23 protein-coding genes are annotated in these 18,489 nt (G+C 70.1%); 13 read left to right on the top strand and 10 right to left on the bottom strand.

Translation table 11 applies throughout. From position 1 onward, the window contains the following. Positions 1 to 83: 83 nt before the first annotated feature. The gene (locus tag ACH4SP_RS04225; RefSeq protein WP_398409018.1) at positions 84 to 1,607 is read right to left on the bottom strand and encodes a sodium:solute symporter family protein; all 1,524 of its coding nucleotides are present in this window, start codon (positions 1,605 to 1,607) and stop codon (positions 84 to 86) included. 63 nt (positions 1,608 to 1,670) lie between these two features. Here ACH4SP_RS04225 and ACH4SP_RS04220 point away from each other — a divergent pair, with 63 nt between their 5' ends. Then, on the top strand, positions 1,671 to 2,543 hold the full coding sequence (locus ACH4SP_RS04220) for an IclR family transcriptional regulator (protein ID WP_398409016.1): 873 nt from the start codon (positions 1,671 to 1,673) through the stop codon (positions 2,541 to 2,543). Positions 2,544 to 2,588: 45 nt separating this feature from the next. Then, positions 2,589 to 3,410, top strand: a complete 822-nt coding sequence (locus ACH4SP_RS04215) for an NAD-dependent epimerase/dehydratase family protein (protein WP_398409014.1) — start codon at positions 2,589 to 2,591, stop codon at positions 3,408 to 3,410. Between the two features lie 19 nt (positions 3,411 to 3,429). Here the strand turns inward: ACH4SP_RS04215 and ACH4SP_RS04210 are convergent, their stop codons facing one another. Further along, positions 3,430 to 5,886 carry a prealbumin-like fold domain-containing protein gene (locus tag ACH4SP_RS04210; RefSeq protein WP_398409012.1) on the bottom strand — a complete coding sequence of 819 codons (2,457 nt, stop codon included), beginning with the start codon at positions 5,884 to 5,886 and terminating at the stop codon, positions 3,430 to 3,432. A 236-nt stretch (positions 5,887 to 6,122) separates the two neighbouring features. Here ACH4SP_RS04210 and ACH4SP_RS04205 point away from each other — a divergent pair, with 236 nt between their 5' ends. From ACH4SP_RS04205 to ACH4SP_RS04190, 4 genes are all read left to right on the top strand, one after another. Further along, positions 6,123 to 6,506, top strand: a complete 384-nt coding sequence (locus ACH4SP_RS04205) for a hypothetical protein (protein ID WP_398409533.1) — start codon at positions 6,123 to 6,125, stop codon at positions 6,504 to 6,506. Beyond that, entirely contained in the window at positions 6,503 to 8,407 is a 1,905-nt protein-coding gene (locus tag ACH4SP_RS04200) for a GMC family oxidoreductase (RefSeq protein ID WP_398409011.1), read from the top strand. Before ACH4SP_RS04205 ends, ACH4SP_RS04200 begins: the two co-directional genes overlap by 4 nt. Next, positions 8,404 to 9,267: a hypothetical protein gene (locus ACH4SP_RS04195; RefSeq protein ID WP_398409009.1), complete on the top strand. Its 864-nt coding sequence runs from the start codon at positions 8,404 to 8,406 to the stop codon at positions 9,265 to 9,267. Before ACH4SP_RS04200 ends, ACH4SP_RS04195 begins: the two co-directional genes overlap by 4 nt. Before the next feature lie 76 nt (positions 9,268 to 9,343). After that, positions 9,344 to 10,084 (top strand): YqjF family protein, encoded by a 741-nt coding sequence (locus ACH4SP_RS04190; RefSeq protein WP_398409007.1) that lies wholly within the window; start codon positions 9,344 to 9,346, stop codon positions 10,082 to 10,084. 10 nt (positions 10,085 to 10,094) lie between these two features. Here the strand turns inward: ACH4SP_RS04190 and ACH4SP_RS04185 are convergent, their stop codons facing one another. Together ACH4SP_RS04185 and ACH4SP_RS04180 are read right to left on the bottom strand one after the other, a co-directional pair. Further along, complete coding sequence (locus ACH4SP_RS04185; RefSeq protein WP_398409004.1) at positions 10,095 to 10,256, bottom strand: carbohydrate-binding protein; 162 nt, start codon at positions 10,254 to 10,256, stop codon at positions 10,095 to 10,097. Positions 10,257 to 10,349: 93 nt separating this feature from the next. After that, entirely contained in the window at positions 10,350 to 10,889 is a 540-nt protein-coding gene (locus ACH4SP_RS04180; RefSeq protein ID WP_398409003.1) for a DUF6790 family protein, read from the bottom strand. Between the two features lie 57 nt (positions 10,890 to 10,946). Here ACH4SP_RS04180 and ACH4SP_RS04175 point away from each other — a divergent pair, with 57 nt between their 5' ends. Continuing rightward, positions 10,947 to 11,366 (top strand): MarR family winged helix-turn-helix transcriptional regulator, encoded by a 420-nt coding sequence (locus tag ACH4SP_RS04175; RefSeq protein WP_398409001.1) that lies wholly within the window; start codon positions 10,947 to 10,949, stop codon positions 11,364 to 11,366. Positions 11,367 to 11,775: 409 nt separating this feature from the next. On the opposite strand, the gene ACH4SP_RS04170 is transcribed toward ACH4SP_RS04175, so the two are convergent. The 5 genes from ACH4SP_RS04170 to ACH4SP_RS04150 form a co-directional block, all read right to left on the bottom strand. Next, on the bottom strand, positions 11,776 to 12,111 hold the full coding sequence (locus tag ACH4SP_RS04170) for an ArsR/SmtB family transcription factor (RefSeq protein WP_398408999.1): 336 nt from the start codon (positions 12,109 to 12,111) through the stop codon (positions 11,776 to 11,778). A gap of 192 nt (positions 12,112 to 12,303) precedes the next feature. Then, complete coding sequence (locus tag ACH4SP_RS04165; RefSeq protein WP_398408997.1) at positions 12,304 to 12,462, bottom strand: DUF6126 family protein; 159 nt, start codon at positions 12,460 to 12,462, stop codon at positions 12,304 to 12,306. Further along, a complete protein-coding gene (locus ACH4SP_RS04160) occupies positions 12,459 to 12,680 on the bottom strand; it encodes a hypothetical protein (protein WP_398408995.1) in 222 nt (73 codons plus the stop codon). Before ACH4SP_RS04160 ends, ACH4SP_RS04165 begins: the two co-directional genes overlap by 4 nt. A 24-nt stretch (positions 12,681 to 12,704) precedes the next feature. Beyond that, positions 12,705 to 13,145: an ATP-binding protein gene (locus ACH4SP_RS04155; protein WP_398408993.1), complete on the bottom strand. Its 441-nt coding sequence runs from the start codon at positions 13,143 to 13,145 to the stop codon at positions 12,705 to 12,707. Positions 13,146 to 13,165: 20 nt separating this feature from the next. Next, complete coding sequence (locus tag ACH4SP_RS04150; protein WP_398408992.1) at positions 13,166 to 13,342, bottom strand: hypothetical protein; 177 nt, start codon at positions 13,340 to 13,342, stop codon at positions 13,166 to 13,168. A gap of 239 nt (positions 13,343 to 13,581) precedes the next feature. Between ACH4SP_RS04150 and ACH4SP_RS04145 the strand changes: the two genes are divergently transcribed. The 4 genes from ACH4SP_RS04145 (at position 13,582) to ACH4SP_RS04130 (ending at position 15,103) form a co-directional block, all read left to right on the top strand. Further along, the gene (locus ACH4SP_RS04145; protein ID WP_398408989.1) at positions 13,582 to 13,926 is read left to right on the top strand and encodes an ArsR/SmtB family transcription factor; all 345 of its coding nucleotides are present in this window, start codon (positions 13,582 to 13,584) and stop codon (positions 13,924 to 13,926) included. A 100-nt stretch (positions 13,927 to 14,026) separates the two neighbouring features. Continuing rightward, complete coding sequence (locus ACH4SP_RS04140) at positions 14,027 to 14,248, top strand: hypothetical protein (RefSeq protein WP_398408987.1); 222 nt, start codon at positions 14,027 to 14,029, stop codon at positions 14,246 to 14,248. Between the two features lie 8 nt (positions 14,249 to 14,256). Then, positions 14,257 to 14,670, top strand: a complete 414-nt coding sequence (locus tag ACH4SP_RS04135) for an ATP-binding protein (protein WP_398408985.1) — start codon at positions 14,257 to 14,259, stop codon at positions 14,668 to 14,670. Between the two features lie 31 nt (positions 14,671 to 14,701). After that, entirely contained in the window at positions 14,702 to 15,103 is a 402-nt protein-coding gene (locus ACH4SP_RS04130; protein ID WP_398408983.1) for an anti-sigma factor antagonist, read from the top strand. A 39-nt stretch (positions 15,104 to 15,142) separates the two neighbouring features. Here ACH4SP_RS04130 and ACH4SP_RS04125 read toward each other — a convergent pair whose 3' ends face one another. After that, a complete protein-coding gene (locus tag ACH4SP_RS04125; protein WP_398408981.1) occupies positions 15,143 to 15,901 on the bottom strand; it encodes an AMP-binding protein in 759 nt (252 codons plus the stop codon). A 172-nt stretch (positions 15,902 to 16,073) separates the two neighbouring features. Here ACH4SP_RS04125 and ACH4SP_RS04120 point away from each other — a divergent pair, with 172 nt between their 5' ends. Further along, entirely contained in the window at positions 16,074 to 17,300 is a 1,227-nt protein-coding gene (locus ACH4SP_RS04120; RefSeq protein ID WP_398408979.1) for a helix-turn-helix domain-containing protein, read from the top strand. Between the two features lie 294 nt (positions 17,301 to 17,594). Next, positions 17,595 to 18,476, top strand: a complete 882-nt coding sequence (locus tag ACH4SP_RS04115; protein ID WP_398408977.1) for a MetQ/NlpA family ABC transporter substrate-binding protein — start codon at positions 17,595 to 17,597, stop codon at positions 18,474 to 18,476. Positions 18,477 to 18,489 lie beyond the last annotated feature (13 nt).

Genomic DNA, 18,489 nt, shown 5'->3' with positions numbered 1-18,489 from the left:
GCTCTTTCGTCTTTGAAGGGTCATGCTTGAAGGACGTGCGTTCTTGAAGGGACATGCTTGAAGGGGCATGCGTTCTTGAAGGGTCATGAGCGGGAACTGGCTCCGCTCATGCGGGTGTTGCCGGCGCGACCGGCGATGTCGTCGTCCTCCCTGCCGACCAGTTCGATCATCTCGTCGGTCGACTCCCTGCGTTCGGGGGCGAGCAGACCGAGTCCGCCGAAGAGGGCCAGCGAAACCAGTACCGGCATCGCGACGGTGACCGTCGCGTTGGCGGCGAACGCGTAGTAGCAGAGCGCGTAGGCGATCAGCCCGCCCGCCCACGAGACCAGCGCGGCACGCGGCCCGCAGTTGCGGAACGCGGGGAGCATGCCCAGCAACAAGGGCACCGATATCGGGCCCATCAGGGCCGCGACCCACGACACGACGATCTGGAGCACACCACCGAGGTTCTGCGCCTGGGTGGCGACGACCATCGTCAGGACGACGAACAGGACGGTGGCCGTCCGGGCCACCCGCAGGCCTTCCGCTTCGGTGAAGCTCCTCGCCCGGCGCCAGAGCACCGGCAGCATGTCCCGGGTGATCACCGACGAGATCGCGTTGGCGTCGGAGGAGACCATCGCCATCGTGTGCGAGAAGATGCCGGCCAGCACCAGACCGATCAGGCCGGGCGGCAGGAACGTCATCGTCATCACGGCGTACGAGGTGTTGGGGTCCCCCAGGCCCGGGACGAGCAGCGGGGCCGCGAACATCGGGAACATCAGGACCGGCGGCCACAGAAGGTAGAGGGCCGACGAGAGCCGTGCACCGCGACGTGCTTCGCGGGTGTTCGGCGCGGCCATGTAGCGCTGCGCCAGGTTCCACATGCCGCCGTTGTACTCAAGCGTCTTCACCAGCACGTAGACCAGGAGGAAGACGGTCGTGTACCGGGAGGTCGCCGGGTCGAGGTGGCCTTCGGGAAGCTTCGCCCACATCGTCCAGAGACCGGACACACCGCCGAGCTTGCCGAGGATGACCCAGATCATCACGAGTGCGGCGACGGCCTGGATGACGAACTGGCCGAAGTCGGTGAGCGCGTCGGCCCAGAGACCTCCGGCGGTGCAGTAGATGAGGGTGACCGAGCCGGTGAGGAGGATGCCCCAGAGGTAGGGGACCCCGGCGAAGGCGTTGAGCAGGGTCGCCACCGCGTACCACTTGGCCGCGATGTCGAAGATCTTCAGCAGGCTGCCGCTCCATGCGAGTGCCTGCTGCGTCGGGACGTCGTACCGCTTGGCCAGGTATTCGAGCGGCGAGGCGACGCCGACCTTCGAGCGCAGCCGGTTCCACCTGGCGGCGAAGAGCCAGCTGCCGATGCCGACTCCGATGCCGATACTGGCGAAGCCCCAGAAGTAGACCGTGATCCCGCTCGTGTACGCCACGCCTGCGTACGCCACGAAGAGAACCGCGCTGTAGCCGGACATGTGATGGGAGATTCCGGCAAGCCACCAGGGCATCCTGCCGCCGGCGGTGAAGAAGTCGCTGACGTTGGAGACCTTCTTGTGGGACCACCAGCCGATCACCACCATCAGCACGAAGTAGCCGCACACCACTGTCCAGTCGAGGAGATGCACCACTGACCCCTCTCGCGGTTCACATTCATGAATGGAGTCTGTTAACGTGATAGCGGTTCATGCATGAGAATGCTGTCCCGGGACGTTAATGTGGTGTGCCGTACGTGTCAACGGCTGGACGAGGAGCACCTCATGCCGCAGAAGGCGGGAACCCCGGCAGGCGAGAACGCCGTCGAGCCGGCGGGGGTCAAATCGGCGCGCCGCGCCATCGATCTGTTGGAGACCTTCGCGGCCAACGGCGTCTGGCTGTCGCTGGCCGATCTGCAGCTGAGTACCGGTTTCCCCAGGTCGAGCCTGCACGGACTGCTCCGCACACTGCTCGACGCCGGGTGGCTGGAGGTGGACTCCCACACCGGGCGATATCGCCTCGGAGTACGGGCGCTGATCTGCGGCACGGCCTATCTCGATCGTGACCCCGTGGTCCCCTACGCGACGGAAGCGCTCGAACTCGTCCGCGAGAAGACCGGGTTCACCGCGCACTACGCCCGCCGCATCGGCGCGGAGGTCGTGTATCTGGAGACCCGGGAGTCGGTCAGGTCCACCCACCTGGTGTCACGCGTCGGCCGGACCCTTCCCGCGCACGCCACCGCCCTCGGGAAGGCACTGCTCGCCGAGCTGACGCACGACGAGATCGAAGCCGTACTGCGCGACCCGCTGACCGCGCTGACCCCGAACACGATCACCTCGGTCGAAGCCCTCCACGCCGAGTGCGCCCTGACCCGGGAGCGCGGCTACGGCGCCGAGATCGAGGAAGGCGGCCTCGGGGTGCGGTGCGTCGCCGCGGTGATCCCGTACCGGATCCCCGCCACCGACGCGATGAGCTGCTCCATGCCCGTCGACCAGGTCACCGACGACGACGCCGAGCACGTCGGCGAACTGCTCGCCGAGGCCACCGCGGAGCTCGGGCAACGCCTGCGCCGCGCGGGAATTCGCTGATTTCTCCCCCTGCCCCTGTTGGTACGCAGAGAAAAGAGAACACCGATGGCAGACCAGCGCGTCCTGATCACCGGATCAGCGGGCATAGTCGGCGGCCTGATGCGCCCTCGGCTCCGCCGAGACGGCCGGATCCTGCGCCTGCTGGACCTCTGTGACCAGCCGGCCGCGGAGGCGGGTGAAGCAGTCGAGCTGGTCTCCGCCTCGGTCACCGACCCGGCCGCGATGGCCGAGGCCTGCGCCGGCGTCGACGCCGTGATCCACCTCGGCGGGCACAGCCGCGAGACGTCGTGGGAAGAGACCCTCGACGTCAACGTCCACGGCACCAGGACGGTCCTGGAAGCCTGCCGCGCGGCCGGTGTCCCGCGCGTGATCCTGGCTTCCAGCAACCACGCCGTCGGTTTCCGGCGCAACGACGAAGCCGGCCGGACGGGCCTGGCCGCCGACTCCACTGCCCGCCCCGACACCTTCTACGGCGTGAGCAAGGCGGCCGTCGAAGCACTCGGAAGCCTCTACCACTCACGGTTCGGCATGGACGTCATCGTCGTCCGCATCGGCTCCTGCTTCCCGAGCCCGGTCGGCCTCGGACCGCGCGGCCTGGTCACCTGGCTCTCCCCCGGCGACGCCGCGCGCCTGTTCGAAGCCTGCCTGGCCACCCCGTCACCCGGCTACCGCCTGATCTGGGGCGTCTCCGACAACACGCGCCGCATCTACTCCCTCGCCGAAGCAGAGGCCCTGGGCTACGCGTCCCAGGACAACGCCGAATCGTTCGCGGACCAGATCAACGCCCCCGCCCCCACCGGCCCCGCCGCGGAGTACGTCGGCGGCCCCTTCGTCACGGCCCCCCTGGGCGAACCCAACCCCCTCTGAACGACCGCGAACCGGTCGGCTACTTGGGGCACTTGCCCTTCTTGCAGGGCTCGCCGCGCTCGTTCGTCAGCGTGACGGGCAGGGTCGTGGTGCGGTCCGTGATCCGGTACGGGCCGAAGACGGGGTTGCGCGGCAGCAGGTAGCCCTCGGGAACGGCGGTCTCCTCCAGGTAGTACGTGCCGTTGGCCAGACCGGTGCAGGTGCAGCGGCCGCGGCGGTCGGTGGCACAGCCCGGTCCGGTACGGGTGTCGGTGGGCTGGAGGCCGGGCCTGCCGTTGCTCTCGCGCCACAGGGTGAAGACCGCGCCCGGCAGCGGGCGGCCGGTCCTGGCGTCCTTCTTGAGCAGGACGAGGGCGCCGCCCCTGACCTGCACGATGGTGGTGCAGGGCAGCGGCTTGTCGTCGGCGCAGGTGGCACCGCGGACGTCCGTGGTGACGGCGTTGACCAGGGTCGTGCTCTTGGCGTCGGCGGGGATGCGCACGCTGTAGGTGACGGTGGCCTGCTCCCCCGGCAGCAGTGCCAGGCCCTGCGCGTCGCGCCAGGTCAGACGGGTGCCGGAGAGTGTGGCCGTGCCGCGTGAGGCTTTGGCGTCCCGGTTGTACGCCGACCGGTCGAGGACCCGGGACAGGTCGTCGGTGAAGGTGGCGCCTGTGAGGGGGGCCGTACCGGTGTTGGTGGCGGTGACGGTGTAGGTCACTGTGCCTCCGGCGGCCGTCGTGGTGGGCGTCGCCGTCTTCTTGAGCTCCAGCTTCGGGGTGTCGAGGGTGTCGGTGTAGAGGCACGAGATGCGGGGCGTGGCCGCGGACAGCTCGACCACCTGGGCGGACTCGTCGGCCGGCAGGGGCTTGCCGTTGCAGCTGACGCTGGTCAGGCGCCACTGTCCCGCGGGCGGGTCGTGGGGCAGTTCCACCAGGGCGTAGCGGCCGTAGGGCAGATCGGTGACGGGCGGTGCGGGGGTGGCGGTGTCGGGGTCGGTGGTGGTCACTCGGGTGCGCAGCACGCCCGTGGAGGCCAGGTAGGGGCCGTACGTCGGTGCGATGGGCAGGATCTGGAAGTCCATGGTGCCCGTGCCGCCCACGGTCTTCTTCGAGATCTCGATCTGCCCGGTGGGGGTGTACGTGTTGGTCAGGACGCAGTCCAGGGCGCTGTTGGCCCTGACCTCGACGGTGAAGGAGCGTGCCCTGCCGGAGCCGGACGACGTGCTCGGCCGGTCCTCGCCGTTGCACTGCATGCCGTCGGCCGTCCAGTGACCGACGCCGGAGGACTCCGGGAGGGTCTCCGTGACGGTGTAGGTGCCGGGGGTGCCGTTGTCGAAGCCGCCGACCTCCACGGGCACGCCGATGTCGGTCGTGCTGGCCGATCCCAGGTCGCTGGTGGTGCCGTCCGGCCGGGTGACGGTGACCGGGAAGGGGCCGCCCGTCTCCCCCAGGGTGCGTTTGAAGATGGAGACCTGACGGGCGGTCACTCGCTCGTCGACGTAGGTGCAGGTGACGGTGTCACCGGCGGCCAGGGTGATCGAGGCGGTCTTGCCCGAGGTGTCGGTGGTGCTGGTGTTCTTGGCCGATACGCAGCTGAGTGACCGCACGTCCCAGCCCGGCGTGTTGTGCTCGGTGATCGTCCACGGGGCATCGCCCGGCTCGGTGGCCTGGCGGCGGAAGCTGACCTGGTTGGGCTTCCCGTCGGTGAGGTCGACGGTGAACTCGCCGTCCGGGTTGTAGGAGACGTTGCCGCTGAAGTGCGCGGTACCGGTGTCGGTGTACCCGGGCGGGAGTTCCTTGCGCACCACGATGGTGCCCGGCTCGGGCGGCTCGGTCACCGCGTAGTAGTAGCAGAAGACATGGCGCGTGTCGTGGGGGAACTCGCTGTACTCGACGTTGTCGGCGTTGCGGTTGTCGATGGCGCAGCGCAGCACGCCGAAGCTGTACCGGTTGCCGAACCGGGCCGTGTTCAGGGGGTCGGTGGGGGTGCCGCCCTGGGTCCACAGCCGGTAGCTCTGCGCCCGCCGTGCCTGCTCCTCGGTGAGGGTGGTGGTCACCGCCCCCGGCAGGCTGCGCCCGGTGTCGCGCCCCTGGCCGTCCAGGAGCGGTGTGCTGGTCCCGGTGACGGGCTGGACCGGGTCGGGCCCAGTGACGGTGGTGAGCCCGTTGGTCCGGCCGGAGCTGTAGCCGCGCCCGTTGGTGAACTTCCAGCCCACCAGTGGGGTGCAGTTGGGGTGGTGGGGCTCCTCGACGTCCGGGGTGACCAGCTCGCCGGCCTGGTAGACGCTGTCCTTGCCCAGGTCCCGCAGCGATTCCATGACGTTGTTGCGCGCCAGGTTCGCCATGATGTCGGTGTACTGGCGGCACTGCCGTGCCACGTAGGTGACCTTGTACGTGGTCTCGGGCGGAGCCGCCGTAGCCCCGGTTTCGAGCAGGGCGGCTGCCACGGCGATGACGAGCAGCAGGCAGAGGCCGCGGAACAGAGCGAGGATTCTCACGGACGCAGCGTAGGAGCCCTCCGCCGGCCGCACTCGGGCTCGCGCGCCGAATGGCGCTGAACGGGCGCCGGACACGACTCTCGCGAGGGACCGGCAGGTCCCCGTACGCTCCTCCCGGGGTCGCACGAACTTCCGGAGCGAGCGCCTCCGTGCCGAGCCGTCATAGGGAAACAAGCCAACCTCGCAGCCGTGCAGCATGGTCGTCGCGCCTGCGGGGCACGGTTGGCCCCGTGCAGATGACAACGGACGAGACAGACGGTTTCACCGTGCTGTCGGCGCAGCTCACCGGATTCGAGGCCGAGCACCTTCGCGCCTCGGGGCTCGTCGAGGTGTACGGGGCCGTGGCAGCGGAGCAGCTCGGGGCGGACCGCTTCGGGCGGCTGCTGCGCGAGGAGGGCCGGCCTGTCGGGGAGCTGGACGGCGATCTGCTGGACGCCGCTCGCACCGTCACGCTCCTTTGGTACACGGGCAGTTGGCCCGGACCGCCGCCGTTCGTGGTGTCACCGCGCGCCTACGCCCACGGGCTCGTCTGGCGGGCGGCCGGGATCGCGGCCCCCGCCACCGCGCCCGCCGGATACGGGAGTTGGGCCGAGCGACCGGCCGGGGCGAGACTCCGGTGACCCGGTACGACGTGATCGTCGTGGGGGCGGGCGTAGCGGGCTCGCTCGTCGCGCAGCGCATCGGCCGGCGCGGTCGCCGTGTCCTGGTCCTGGAGGCCGGTGCGAGCGCCGCCGACGTCGGACAGGGCGGAGCGGACCCCCTGACCACGTACCTGACGGCGTCCGCGAAAGTGCCCGGCTCCGCCTACCGGCCCCGGCCCGCCGCACCCTGGCCCGAGGTGACCGACCTCGTCGGCACCGGCGACTCCTCCGGTTTCCGGGCGGCCGGCCATCTGCTCCAGGACGGCCCGCTGCCGTACGCCAGCGGCTACGTCCGAGTCAACGGCGGCACCGGCAACGTATGGACCGGTCTGGCGCCGCGCATGGTGCCGGAGGACTTCGACACCGAGGCCTTCGGATACGGGCGGCGCTGGCCGCTCACGTACGACGATCTGGAGCCCCACTACCGTACGGCCGAGGAGGAGCTGGGCGTGGCGGCCGACGCCGAGGAGCAGCGCGCGCACGTGGGGCTGCCGCTCCCCGAGGGCTACGTCTTCCCCATGCGGCCCCTTCCCGCCAGTTACCTGGACCGGGTCCTCGCGGAACGCCTCGACGGGCGGCGCGTCAAGGACCCGGTGGCCCTGAGCGAGGCGGCTCTGCGCGTGGTCGGCACCCCGCATGCCCGCAACGGCATCCCCGATCCCGCCTACGACCACGGCCGGGGCTACGTTCCGCGCGGGGCGCACGGGCGCCCGGATCCGGCCAGCCGGTGCGTGGGCAACGCCACGTGCATCCCGCACTGCCCCTCCCACGCGAAGTACACCCCGCTCAAGACACAGGGGCACTGGAGCGCCTCCGTCTCGCTCCAGGACCGGGCCGTCGTCAGCCGTGTCCTCGTCGACGCGAGCGGCCGGGCCACGGGCGTGGAGTACCGGTCCCACGACGGCACGGTGAACGTCGCCCACGCCGATGTCGTCGTGCTCGCCGCGCACGCCATTGAGAACGCCAGGCTGCTGCTCCTGTCCGGGCTCGCCGACAGCAGCGGCCAGGTCGGGCGCAACCTGATGGACCACCCGGTCCTGTTGACCTGGGGACTGTTGCCGCACGCCGTCGGCCCCTACCGCGGGCCCGCCTCCACCTCCGGTTTCGAGGGCTTCCGCACCGGACCCGCGCGGCGGTCGCGGGCGCCGTTCCGCATCGAGATCGGCAACTGGGGCTGGGTCTGGGCCACGGGCTCCGTCGACGGTGACGTGACCCGACTCATTTCCGAACAGGGGCTGTTGGGGGCCGAGCTGCGGCGTGCCGTCGGCGACAGGGTCGGCCGCCAGTTCACCCTGCAGTTCGAGATGGAGCAGGGCGCCGACCCCGCCAACCGCGTCAGACTCCACCCGCACGCACTCGACCCGCTCGGGCTGCCCCTGCCCCTGGTCACGTACGACCTCGCCGATCACGTCAAGGACGGCATGGCCGCCGCCCGGACGGTATCCGACCAGATCTTCGCGCTGCTCGGAGCCGAGGACCACACCGACTACGTGCCCCGGGACGCCTGGCCGGGACGCTTCGTGCACGGCGGCCGTACCTACGGCTACCGCGGCGCGGGGCACGCCGCAGGCACCCACATCATGGGCGACTCCCCTGCCACCTCGGTGGTCGACTCGTGGCAGCGCTGCTGGGACCATCCCGGCCTGTACGCCGTCGGCTGCGGCAGCATGCCGTCGGTCTCCACCGCCAACCCGACCCTGACCATGGCCGCCCTCGCCCTGCGCAGTGCCGAACGCATCGAGGCGGACCTGGTCGCACGCGACCGCCCGGCCCTTCTCACTCCGGGAACCCCGGGAACCCTGGGAACCCCGGGAATCCACGGAACCCCCGGAATCCACGGAACCCCTCTCACCCCAAGAATCCCAGGAGCACCCGCATGAGTCCGCTTCCCCTGCCGCCGGTGCCCGAGCCCTTCCAGCTACCGTTCTACTATGGGGCCCTGCACCACCTCGGCGTCGACTGGCTGGTCGATCCGGGGCCGGTCCGTGAACTGCTCGCCAAGCACCACCCAGGCCTGTCCGCGGCCGAGTTCGACGGGCGGGCTCTGGTGTCGTTCAACTACCAGCTGTACTTCGCGCAGTACGCGTTCGGCGGGGGAATCACCCAGGAGATCGAGTACAACGTCATCGCCTTCCCGACCGCCGAGAGCGACCGGATCCCGCGGCTGACCTACGCCCAGTACGCGCAGGGCTGGGACCAGACGAAACTGCTCGGCATCGCCCGCATCCACGTCCTGTGCGACAACCCGTTCGCCATCAGCGCCGGGCGCGCACTGTACGCGGAACCCAAGTACCCCGGTTGGTTCGAGGTCGACCTGCCCTCGCTGAACGGCCCTGCGGGCGAGACGTGGACCGTGCACGGCAAGGCGGCCGCCATCGGCCCTGACGGAGCCCTGCAGAAGAACGCGGCACCGCTGTTCTCCCTCACTGCCGCACTGGACGGCCTCGCCGCCGCCCCCGCCAACAACACCCCCATCACGGGCTACGGAACCGACCCGGACAGCCGCGTGCTCGCCGGCCCCATGAACGTCTACCAGCCCTACCGCTGGTACGACCTCAGCGCCCCCGAGCACACCGACCGCGTGCGCCTGACCCTCCACGCCCCGGACAGCGACCTCGGCCAGGACACCCGCTCCCTCATCGCCGACACCCCGGCCGCCGGCGCCTGGACCTACCAGTCGCCTCCGGTCGCCGCCCACAACCGCCCCTACTACCTGCCCACCCGGCCGCCCACCGACTGAACGCGGCCCGGGGCGGGGCCACGCACTTCGCGGCCCCGCCCGTCGGCACGGCACACACCTTTGCCATCCTGGCTTCGTGCAGCAGCCCGCTCCGATCACTCCCGTCGCCCCCGTCGCGATACGCACCCCGCTCCTCACCCAGCAGTGGCTGGACCTCGCCTTCATCCACTGGGCGGTCGAACCGGACACCGTGGCGCCACTGTTGCCGAGCGGCACCGTTCCCGACACGCACGACTCAATGGCCCACGTCGGGCTCATCGCCTTCCGCATGCGCAAGGTCGGCTGGTTCCAGCTGCCCGGGGTGCCGTACCTGGGGTCGTTCCCGGAGACCAACGTGCGGCTGTACTCGGTGGACGCGCACGGGCGCCGCGGCGTCGTCTTCCGCTCCATGGACGCCTCCCGGCTGATCCCCGTGGTGGCGGGCCGGGTCGGTTTCCGGCTGCCCTACCTGTGGTCCCGGATGACCGTCCGGGCCGCCGGCGACACCGTCACGTACACCAGCTCCCGCCGCTGGCCCGGACCTCGCGGCGCACACAGCCGCATCACGGTGCGGATCGGCGAACGCATCCACGAACCCAGCGAGCTGGAGCACTTCCTCACCGCCCGCTGGGGCATGCACAACATGTTCCCCGGCGGGGTGGGCTATCTGCCCAACGACCACCCGAGCTGGCCGCTGCACCGCGCCGACCTGATCTCCTGCGAGGAGAACCTGCTCCCCGCCGCCGGCCTGCCCCGACCGACCGGCGCCCCCGTCAGCATCCTGTACTCCCCCGGCCTCCCGGTCCGCCTCGGCCGCCCGGGGCCCGCCCCTGCGTGAACTGCCTCTGTCAGGTTTCGTACCGCTTCCAGAACTTGACGGCACCCTTGGGGTTGTTCGCCGAGTTGGACTTGTGCGCCACCAGGCAGAGGTAGTGCTTGCCGTTGAGGGTCGTGCGGTCGTTCACCGCGTACTGCTGATTGACTTTCCACGCCGAAAATCCTGCGGCCATGCCATGGCCCCCTTCCCACCGTCGGCGCGCTGCCGACATCGGAGATCATCCCACGGGCGCGTGACCCGGGCGCCCTGCGGCCGGTCGCCGGGGTCACTCCGCTCCCACCGCTCCCACCGTTTCCGCGTTCGCCCGGGGTGTGGCCGCCAGGCGCCGGGACCGTACGGCCAGGATGATCATGACCGCCGGGATCAGGAGGTCGTTGACGAGGACTCCGCCGGTGTTGCCGGGGGCGTGGTCGCCGTGGGCGAACCACTGGTAGAGGTGACCGGCCAGGGCTCCCCAGAGGAACATCCCGCCGCCGATCCCGATGGTGATGCGCTCCCGCGCGGATGCCGAGGCGGCCCGGAAGCCCATGACGGCCAGTCCGAGGTTGGCGAAGGCGATCTCGAACATGAAGGGCGTCCGGTCGAAGCCGATCGCCGTGGCCATGACGTCCGGGAAGGCGAGGAACGCGACCGTCATCCACAGGCTGCCGCAGCCGAAGGCACCGATGGCCCACCAGCGCTGCCAGGTTTCCAGCGCCTGCTGGGGCGACTGCGCGTGGCGGGTCCTTACGAAGGCCCCGACGGCCGGCACCAGGATCCAGACCAGCGGGAAGGCCGACTGAGCGAGATAGGAGTAGTTGTCCATGACTCCAGTCTTAACTAGTTAATATTAACCCGTCAATGGTCGGGTACAGTGGTGGCCGTGGATGACGGACTCGCAGACGCGCTGCACCGGGTGGTCATGCTGCTGGGCGAGGCCGCCCGGCGGCGCACCGACGACCCCGACGGCCTGACCTACAGCCAGATACGGCTCCTGGGCACACTGGAGGACATCGAGCCGACGACGCAGCATCGGCTCGCGCAGGCGCTGTCGGTGTCCGACCCGGCGATCAGCCGGGCGCTACGGCCACTCGAAGCGGACGGCCTGGTGCAGATCACCGTCGACCCCGAACACGCGCGGCGGCGGCTGGTCCGCCTCACCGAGGCCGGCCGGAATGCCTTCCACACCGCCGGAAAGCCGCTCGGCGACGAGTTCCGAGCCGGGCTCGTCGCGGCCGATTTCCCCTACGAGCGCTACCTGGCAGACACGCTTCGACTGGCCGAGCTCCTCGCATCCGACTGAGAGCGCACCGGGACTCCGGGGCGGGCCTACGCCGGCTTCGGGGACGCTGACCCGGATCGCGCAACGACGCTTCCGCAACTGGCAGTTGGAGTCGCAGCCGTGGACACCGGCCGGCGCCGGCCGCCGGGTCGTCACGGGCCTTCAGGAATGGGACTACCGCCGCTTCGACGCCGAACAGATCACCGCAGTGGTCAAGCTGCTGGTGACGGCAGCCGTGGACGACGACGGCGACCACCTGAGCGTCCACCTCGCCGACCACCCGGAACACGCCATGGTGCTCGCCCTCAGTAGCGGCCCCCACACCGGACGCCCGGACGACGGCTCACTCCTGCGAGCGATCGCGGCCCGGGGCACGACCCGCCGCTTCCCCTGCCCGCCGCACGGGCTTCATCGCGGTGCCGGTGGCCCGCTACTGCGGTCCGCTGGCGTTCAGGTCGGCCAGCAGGTTGGCCTGGTCCTGGAGGAGGCCGGAGAGGATGCCGCGGGCGACGCGCAGGAGTTCGGCGACGTCGGGGCTGGTGAGCCGGTAGTAGACGTTGGAGCCTTCGCGGCGGGTGGCGACGAGATTGGCCTTGCGCAGGACGGCGAGCTGCTGGGACAGGGAAGCGGCCTCGATGCCGACTTCCGCCAGCAGCTCGGCCACCGCCTGTTCCCGTTCGGCAAGGAGCTCCAGTACGCGGATGCGGGCCGGGTGCCCGAGAGTCTTGAAGAACTCGGCCTTGAGCTGGTACAGCGGAGTGGTCACCGCAGAGTTCCCAATGCCGACGGGGCCTCCGCGGTCCTGGGCCGTGTTCTCCGCACGCGCACGTGGCACCTTATTCACCCGAACTCTTCCACAGGGGGGACTTGCTTGAGTATCCCCGCCGACATCCTGTCACCTCTACAATTGTAGATTTTTGCAACTGCCGGGCACCTGTCAGGGTGGACGGGACGCCGCTCACTTCTGGGCGTGTTCGCCCAGGTAGAACAGCAGGTACAGGAATCCCGCCAGCAGGTGCGTGCCGGCGACGTAGAAGAAGACGCGCAGCACGAGGCCCTTCGTCTCCCAGCGGTCCGAGTCCTGCGTGACCGGTCTGCCGGGCCGTTCGTCGTTCATGGAGCCGACGTTTCCTTCCTCTTCGGCCCGCCGTCCTGGGGGATCACGGGGTGGGCGCAGGGGCGTACCAGGACCCTCGCGCCGGTGAGGCCCGCGCGGGCGACGATGCCCGCCACCTCGCTCGCCGTCACCCGGCGGGGTGCCGGAACCGGGTCCGCGCACAGGTAAGTGATCTCGTACATGTGCTCGCGAATGTGCTCGTGTCCTTCGCTGGTCACGGTGCTCCGGTCATGATTCGCCGGTCATGGCGCGGGGTCCGGCAGGACGAAGCGGACCACTACCGTCTTGCCGTTCCCGTCGGCGGCGGGCTGCACGTGGACATCGCCGTCGTAGGCCCGCGCCAGATCCTCGACCGTGCGCAGCCCTTCCCCGGTCGACCGGCTCGCGAGCAGTATCGGGCAGGGGTCCAGGTCTCCCACCCGGACGACCAGCAGGCGGTCGGTCTTGGTCAGGGTGATCTCCGCGTCCGGGGAGCCCTGGGCGTGACGCACCGCGTTGGCGACCAGCTCGCTGACCACCAGCAGCACCGCCCCGCCCAGCGACGAACCGGCATCCATGCCGAAGAGCGCCAGGGAGCGTTCGGCGCGCTCCCGCGCGGCCCGCACCGAACCCGGCACCAGCGGCACCGTGCACGAATGGCGATGCTCCATCGCCACTTGCTGCTTGCCCGGATGGTGTCCCATCTAGTGGCCCGCCTCCTTCTTCACTGGGTATCTGTTTCCGGCACGGCGATGCCGTGCTCACGGGCCAGGCGCAGTGCGTCCTCCAGTTCCCCGGCGGCGAGCGACTCCTCGAAGACGTCCTCCGCTTCCCGCGCGGCCACGAGCAGGGCCCGTGCGACACGGACCCGCTCCAGCGCCGCTGCTTCAAACTCAGTCACCGCAACCCCCGCCCAGTCGCCATGGAACTAGTTAATTGCATAACTCTGCAAGTCTAACGGGCCAGGTCCGCCCGCAGCCGCCGCCCGGCCAGGTGGCTCGTACCAGCTTTCCATCAATCTATGAATTGCGAAATTCTGCAATTCCCTCCATGCTGTGTGGGCTGTGCCCGCAGGTAGCCGCGGGCACAGCACCAGACGACGCCCCGGGGGTTCGGGGGTGGTGACGGGAGTCCCAGATCGTGCCGGTTCCGCTGTATCAGGCCAAGGCCGAGTTCTTCCGGATGCTCGGGCATCCGGTCCGCATACGCGTACTGGAGCTGCTGCAGGACGGGCCGATGCCGGTACGGGACCTGCTGAGCGCGATCGAGGTGGAGCCTTCCGCGCTCTCCCAGCAGCTGGCGGTACTGCGCCGCTCGGGCATCGTGACCTCCGTCCGGGAGGGCTCGACGGTGGTGTACGAGCTGGCCGGCGGGGACGTGGCGGAGCTGATGCGGGCCGCCCGGCGGATCCTGACCGAGATGCTGGCCGGGCAGCGGGAACTCCTGGACGAACTGCGGGATGCCGAGGTCTCCGCCCGGTGGTGACGTTGCCTGCCCATTCCTGGGGCCGAGTGCGGTCGCCGCTGCCTGTCCTGCACCGGGCCGGACTGCTGCCCGGTGCTCCCGTCGCCGAGGAGGCTTCCCGATGATCACCCCCACCGCACGCCACATGGTCGAGGTCTCCGGCACCGAGACGCTGTGGCTGCTGGAAAGCGCAGCCCAGGGGCGCCTGGTGCACATCCAGCGCGAGCAGCCGGACGAGATCAAGTCGACCGGCGGCACCGGCTGGACGGTGCCCGCCACCGGCCCGGCCGAGGTCGTCACGGTGACCGGGTTCCGCCCCGCCCACGCCGAGACCCTCCGGTGAGCGTCCAGATGGAAACCCTGCCGCTGCGGCACGTCCTGACACTGCCCGCGATGGGCTCGGCGGTACGGATCGCGCGCGAGACGACCGAGCAGGTCCTCACGGAGTGGGGCATCAGCCGATGCCACCCCACCGTGGACCCGGCACTGCTGATCCTGTCCGAGCTGGTCACCAACAGCGTCCAGCACGCCGCCGCCCTGTCCCCGAACGTCACCGTGATCTACGCGGCCGGCAAGGGCACCTTCGCGTTCGCCGTCCACGACCGCCACCCCGACAAGCCCGCCCTGTTCACCGCGGTGACGGGAGGGAGCAGCGGCGGACTGGGCACCGTCATGGAGCTGACGCTGGGCCTGGGCGGCACCGCCGTCGTCCGCGGCGACGCGGACGGCCGCGGCAAGAGCATCTGGATCACCCTCCCCCTGTAGAACCACCGTGAGGAACGGAAAACAGCAGCCGATGACCATCGAGTGGCGCTACACCACCCACCCCCACCTGGGCGTTCCCTCCCTGGCAGGGCACCTCGGGCCGGCGGCGGTCGACCGGTTCGCCGGAGCGGTCGGCTGGGTCCTGGCCCGGGGCACCGGGCCGGTCGTCCTGGACCTGACCGCACTGCGCGGCTGGTCGGCCGACGGCCAGTCGGCCGTCGCCCTGGCCGCCCGCCAACTCGCCGACGAGGGAAGGCGCCTGGAACTCGCCGCGATCCCCGCGGACGGCACCGTGGTCCCCGACGCCGCCTGTCCGCTGATCCCCGTACACGTGGACCTGCCCGCCGCGCTCGCCGCCCACCGGGCGGTTCCCGGTGAGCAGCGCCAGTGGCGCAGCGACTCATGGCCGGGCGAGCACCCGGCGGCAACTTGAGGCCTGACGCCGGCGCGGCCGGGATCTGCCGCCGCAGGGTCAGCGTTCGCCGCTGCCCGTGAGTGCGGGCCGGACTCCGGCCTGCTCGTCCCGTGCGGTGCGGGTGGCCGGTGCGGCGGGCTCCGGTCCCGGGGGCAGGCAGGCTCCGGCGAGGATCGCCGCGTTGAGGCCGTGGGTCCGACCGGTGGAGGAGAAGGCCGGTACTCTCCCCGGCCTGTCGTCCGCTTCCGCGGCCGGCTCGTCGCGCAGCGTCCGTGCGGTCGCGCTCGCGTTCGCGCGCAGGAAGGCGTGCGTGAGCGTGGTGGCCTGGGGCTTCACCGCTGGTTCTCCCGCGCCGAGCGTGACCGCCGGATCGCCGTCGGCGCGCCGTACTACGCCGGGGCGGTGCGGCCAGAAGGCCAGCTGGTCGAGGAAGTCGGGGCCCACCGGGATGAACGTGGTGTCGCCCGTGTCCGATTCCCTGGCCCGCTCCGCGTCGTCCGATACGAACACCAGTCGCGCGCCGCGTGCGGCTCCGCGGGGCCGCACCGCACCCGGCCGGCTCCGGAAGTACAGCGGCATGACGATCGCTCCGACGCGGAGGGCCCCGAAGTAGAGGACCGGGTAGACGCAGGAGCGGTGCAGGCTCAGCCCCACCCGGTCGCCGGGGCGCACTCCGTGGGCGAGCAGTCCGCCGGCCACGCGGGCGCTGTACTCGTCCAGTTCGGCGAAGTTCAGGAGCCTTCCGTCGAGCAGCACTGCCGGTCGCTGCGGGTATCGCTGGGCCGCTTCCGTCAGGGCAGTGGCGAGATTGGTCAAGACAGTTCACCTTCGTGCGAGGAGTCGTCCGGCAACATGGCGATCCTCGCCGCGGAGACCTTCCCGCACCATGTCTGCGCCGCCAAAGGCTTCTGTCTGCGCCGACAACGACCGCACGGGGATTGGGTCGTTGGGAGGTTCGCGGGCCTGACGCTGGCCTAGGGTCGGCCCTGTGTATGCGACAGCTCCCAGACTCCTGGTGTCCGAACTCGCCAAGACCCTTGTGGGCAGGATCGATACCATCGCCGCGGAGATGGCCGAACTGACCTACGAGAACGTCGCGCTCTACCGGACCCTGGTCATAGGCCCGGACGACCTCCGGGCGTCCATGCGCCACAACTTCCTCAACTCGCTCGGCCACCTGGCCGACCCCCACTCGTCCTCGCTCGACCTGTCCGGACCCGCCGCGACCGGCCGCAAGCGCGCCCTGCAGAACGTACCGCTGCCGGAAATCCTGCACGCCTACCGCTTGGGCGCGCGGTACCTCTGGGAGCAACTCCTCCACGAGGCGCGAGAGCTGGGCGGGGATGCGCCCGAAGCCCTGCTGGAAACGGCGGCGCACGTGTGGGAGATCTCGGACGCACAGTCCACGGCCGTCACCGACGCCTACCGGGAGAGCCTCGCGGAACGAATGATCGAGATCGACCGGCGACGCTCCGCCCTGGTCGGTGAGCTGATCGACGGGCCCTCTTCGAACGGTGACACCGTGTGGGAGATCGCACGGATGCTCGACTTCCCGTTCCAGGGAGCCTTTCTCGTCGTGACGGCCGAAGGCATCACCACCAGCGATCCGACACTCCCCGGGCTGGACAGCCGGCTGCGCGCCCTCGACGTCGGATCCGCGTGGCGCGCGCAGCCCGGTTCCGAGACCGGAGTGCTCTCCTGCTCACCGCAGCAGCCGCTGGAAAGGATTCTGGACGCCGTACGGAGTGCGGCGACGGGCCGTGTGGGCATCAGCCCGCTCTACGACCGGCTCGACCAGACGGACCGCGCACTGCGGTACGCCCAGGTCGCGCTGGAGTCACTGGCCCCCGGCGTCGCCGCGGTGCGCCAGCTCGACGACACTCCTCTGACGGAACTGGTGATCAACAACCTGCAGACCACGCAGCGCGCCGTGAACCGCATTCTCGGCAGCGTGCTGTCCCTGCCCGAGGACGACCGCACCACCCTGCTCGCGACCGCCCGGGCCTGGCTCGAAGCACGCGGATCGGCGGCCGCGGCGGGGCGGGCGCTGTACTGCCACCAGAACACGGTGCGCTACCGCATGAACCGCCTGGAAGAATTCCTGCGCGGCCCCCTGGACGATCCGAAGATCGTCGCCGAACTCTCCATGGCACTCGACGCCGTCGGCACCTTCCCCACCCTGCTGGAGCACCGACACGTACCGCACCGTCCCTGAGCGGAGTCGGTGACCTCGTGGACGCGGCGAAAGTCGCAGGTCAGCGTTTATTGAAGCTGAAATAGAGGGTTCATGTACGGGCCCGTTTCCGCTCTTTGGGTGGGATAGCGTCGCTGACTGTGACGGCACGCCGCAGGCGAAGCCGTCCGACGGCCCGCGCCATCGCCGTACTCCGGTGACCCCGGCCGTACAGCGGTGACGCGCTGCCGAGAAGTCCGTCGGCCGAACCACCGGCGTGACCGCGGCCCACAGGCCGCCGCGCCCGCACCCTGACCACCCATGGAGTGATTCCCGATGCACCGTTCTGCGCTCAGTCGCCGTACCGCCGTAGCGGCGGCCACCGGTACCGCCCTCACCGTCCTGCTGTCGGGCTGCGGTCTGATCGGCGGCGACGACAGCAAGACGATCAAGGTCGGGGTCAGCGGCGACGCCCAGGAGTGGGACACGCTCGTCGAGGAGGCCAAGAAGGAGGGACTCGACGTCGAGCCCGTCTCCTTCGACGACTACTCCCTGCCCAACAAGGCGCTGGCCGCGGGCGACATCGACCTCAACGCCTTCCAGCACCTGGTCTTCCTCGCCCAGTCCAACCTGGAGAACAAGACCGACATCGTGCCGCTGTCGGCCACCACCGTCGCTCCGATGGGGATCTACTCCAAGAAGATCACCAAGCTCCAGGACCTCAAGGCGGGCGCGAAGATAGCCCACCCCGACGACCCCGCGAACGAGGGCAGGGCGCTGCATCTGCTCGACCGGGCCAAGGTCATCGAGCTGAAGCCGGGCACCGGTCTCTACGCCACGCCCGAAGACGTCGCCAAGAACCCCAAGAACGTCACGTTCACCCCGGTCAACGCCCAGCAGACGCCGCGTCTGCTGCCCGACGTGGACGTCGCGATCATCAACGACGGGGTCGCGAGCCTCGCCAAGATCGACGCCAAGTCGGCGCTCTTCCACGACGACCCCAAGGACCCGGCGATCCGCCCGTACGTCAACGTCATCGCCGTACGCGAGGGGGAGAAGGACAACCCGGACTACGCGAAGATCGCCAAGCTGTACGCGAGCAAGCCGGTCCAGGACGCCCACCGGCGCTACGCCAACGGTACGGGTGTCCATCTCGACCTGTCGCAGCCCGAGTTGGAGAAGGAGCTGGACCGTGTCGCACAGCAGCTCAAGAAGTGACGCGACGGTGGCA

Origin of the sequence: Streptomyces sp. NPDC021093, from assembly GCF_044333135.1 — a bacterium.
Classification (GTDB): domain Bacteria; phylum Actinomycetota; class Actinomycetes; order Streptomycetales; family Streptomycetaceae; genus Streptomyces.
This window is presented reverse-complemented; position numbering and strand designations above follow the sequence as displayed.

What these genes read in the sequence shown, in the direction of transcription:
- ACH4SP_RS04155 (WP_398408993.1), bottom strand. Translation starts at nt 13,145, where the DNA reads ATGGGACACCATCCGGGCAAGCAGCAAGTGGCGATGGAGCATCGCCAT.
- ACH4SP_RS04140 (WP_398408987.1), top strand. Translation starts at nt 14,027, where the DNA reads ATGATCACCCCCACCGCACGCCACATGGTCGAGGTCTCCGGCACCGAG.
- ACH4SP_RS04215 (WP_398409014.1), top strand. Translation starts at nt 2,589, where the DNA reads ATGGCAGACCAGCGCGTCCTGATCACCGGATCAGCGGGCATAGTCGGC.
- ACH4SP_RS04130 (WP_398408983.1), top strand. Translation starts at nt 14,702, where the DNA reads ATGACCATCGAGTGGCGCTACACCACCCACCCCCACCTGGGCGTTCCC.
- ACH4SP_RS04115 (WP_398408977.1), top strand. Translation starts at nt 17,595, where the DNA reads ATGCACCGTTCTGCGCTCAGTCGCCGTACCGCCGTAGCGGCGGCCACC.
- ACH4SP_RS04180 (WP_398409003.1), bottom strand. Translation starts at nt 10,889, where the DNA reads ATGGACAACTACTCCTATCTCGCTCAGTCGGCCTTCCCGCTGGTCTGG.
- ACH4SP_RS04195 (WP_398409009.1), top strand. Translation starts at nt 8,404, where the DNA reads ATGAGTCCGCTTCCCCTGCCGCCGGTGCCCGAGCCCTTCCAGCTACCG.
- ACH4SP_RS04185 (WP_398409004.1), bottom strand. Translation starts at nt 10,256, where the DNA reads ATGGCCGCAGGATTTTCGGCGTGGAAAGTCAATCAGCAGTACGCGGTG.
- ACH4SP_RS04205 (WP_398409533.1), top strand. Translation starts at nt 6,123, where the DNA reads ATGACAACGGACGAGACAGACGGTTTCACCGTGCTGTCGGCGCAGCTC.
- ACH4SP_RS04220 (WP_398409016.1), top strand. Translation starts at nt 1,671, where the DNA reads ATGAGAATGCTGTCCCGGGACGTTAATGTGGTGTGCCGTACGTGTCAA.
- ACH4SP_RS04135 (WP_398408985.1), top strand. Translation starts at nt 14,257, where the DNA reads ATGGAAACCCTGCCGCTGCGGCACGTCCTGACACTGCCCGCGATGGGC.
- ACH4SP_RS04165 (WP_398408997.1), bottom strand. Translation starts at nt 12,462, where the DNA reads ATGAACGACGAACGGCCCGGCAGACCGGTCACGCAGGACTCGGACCGC.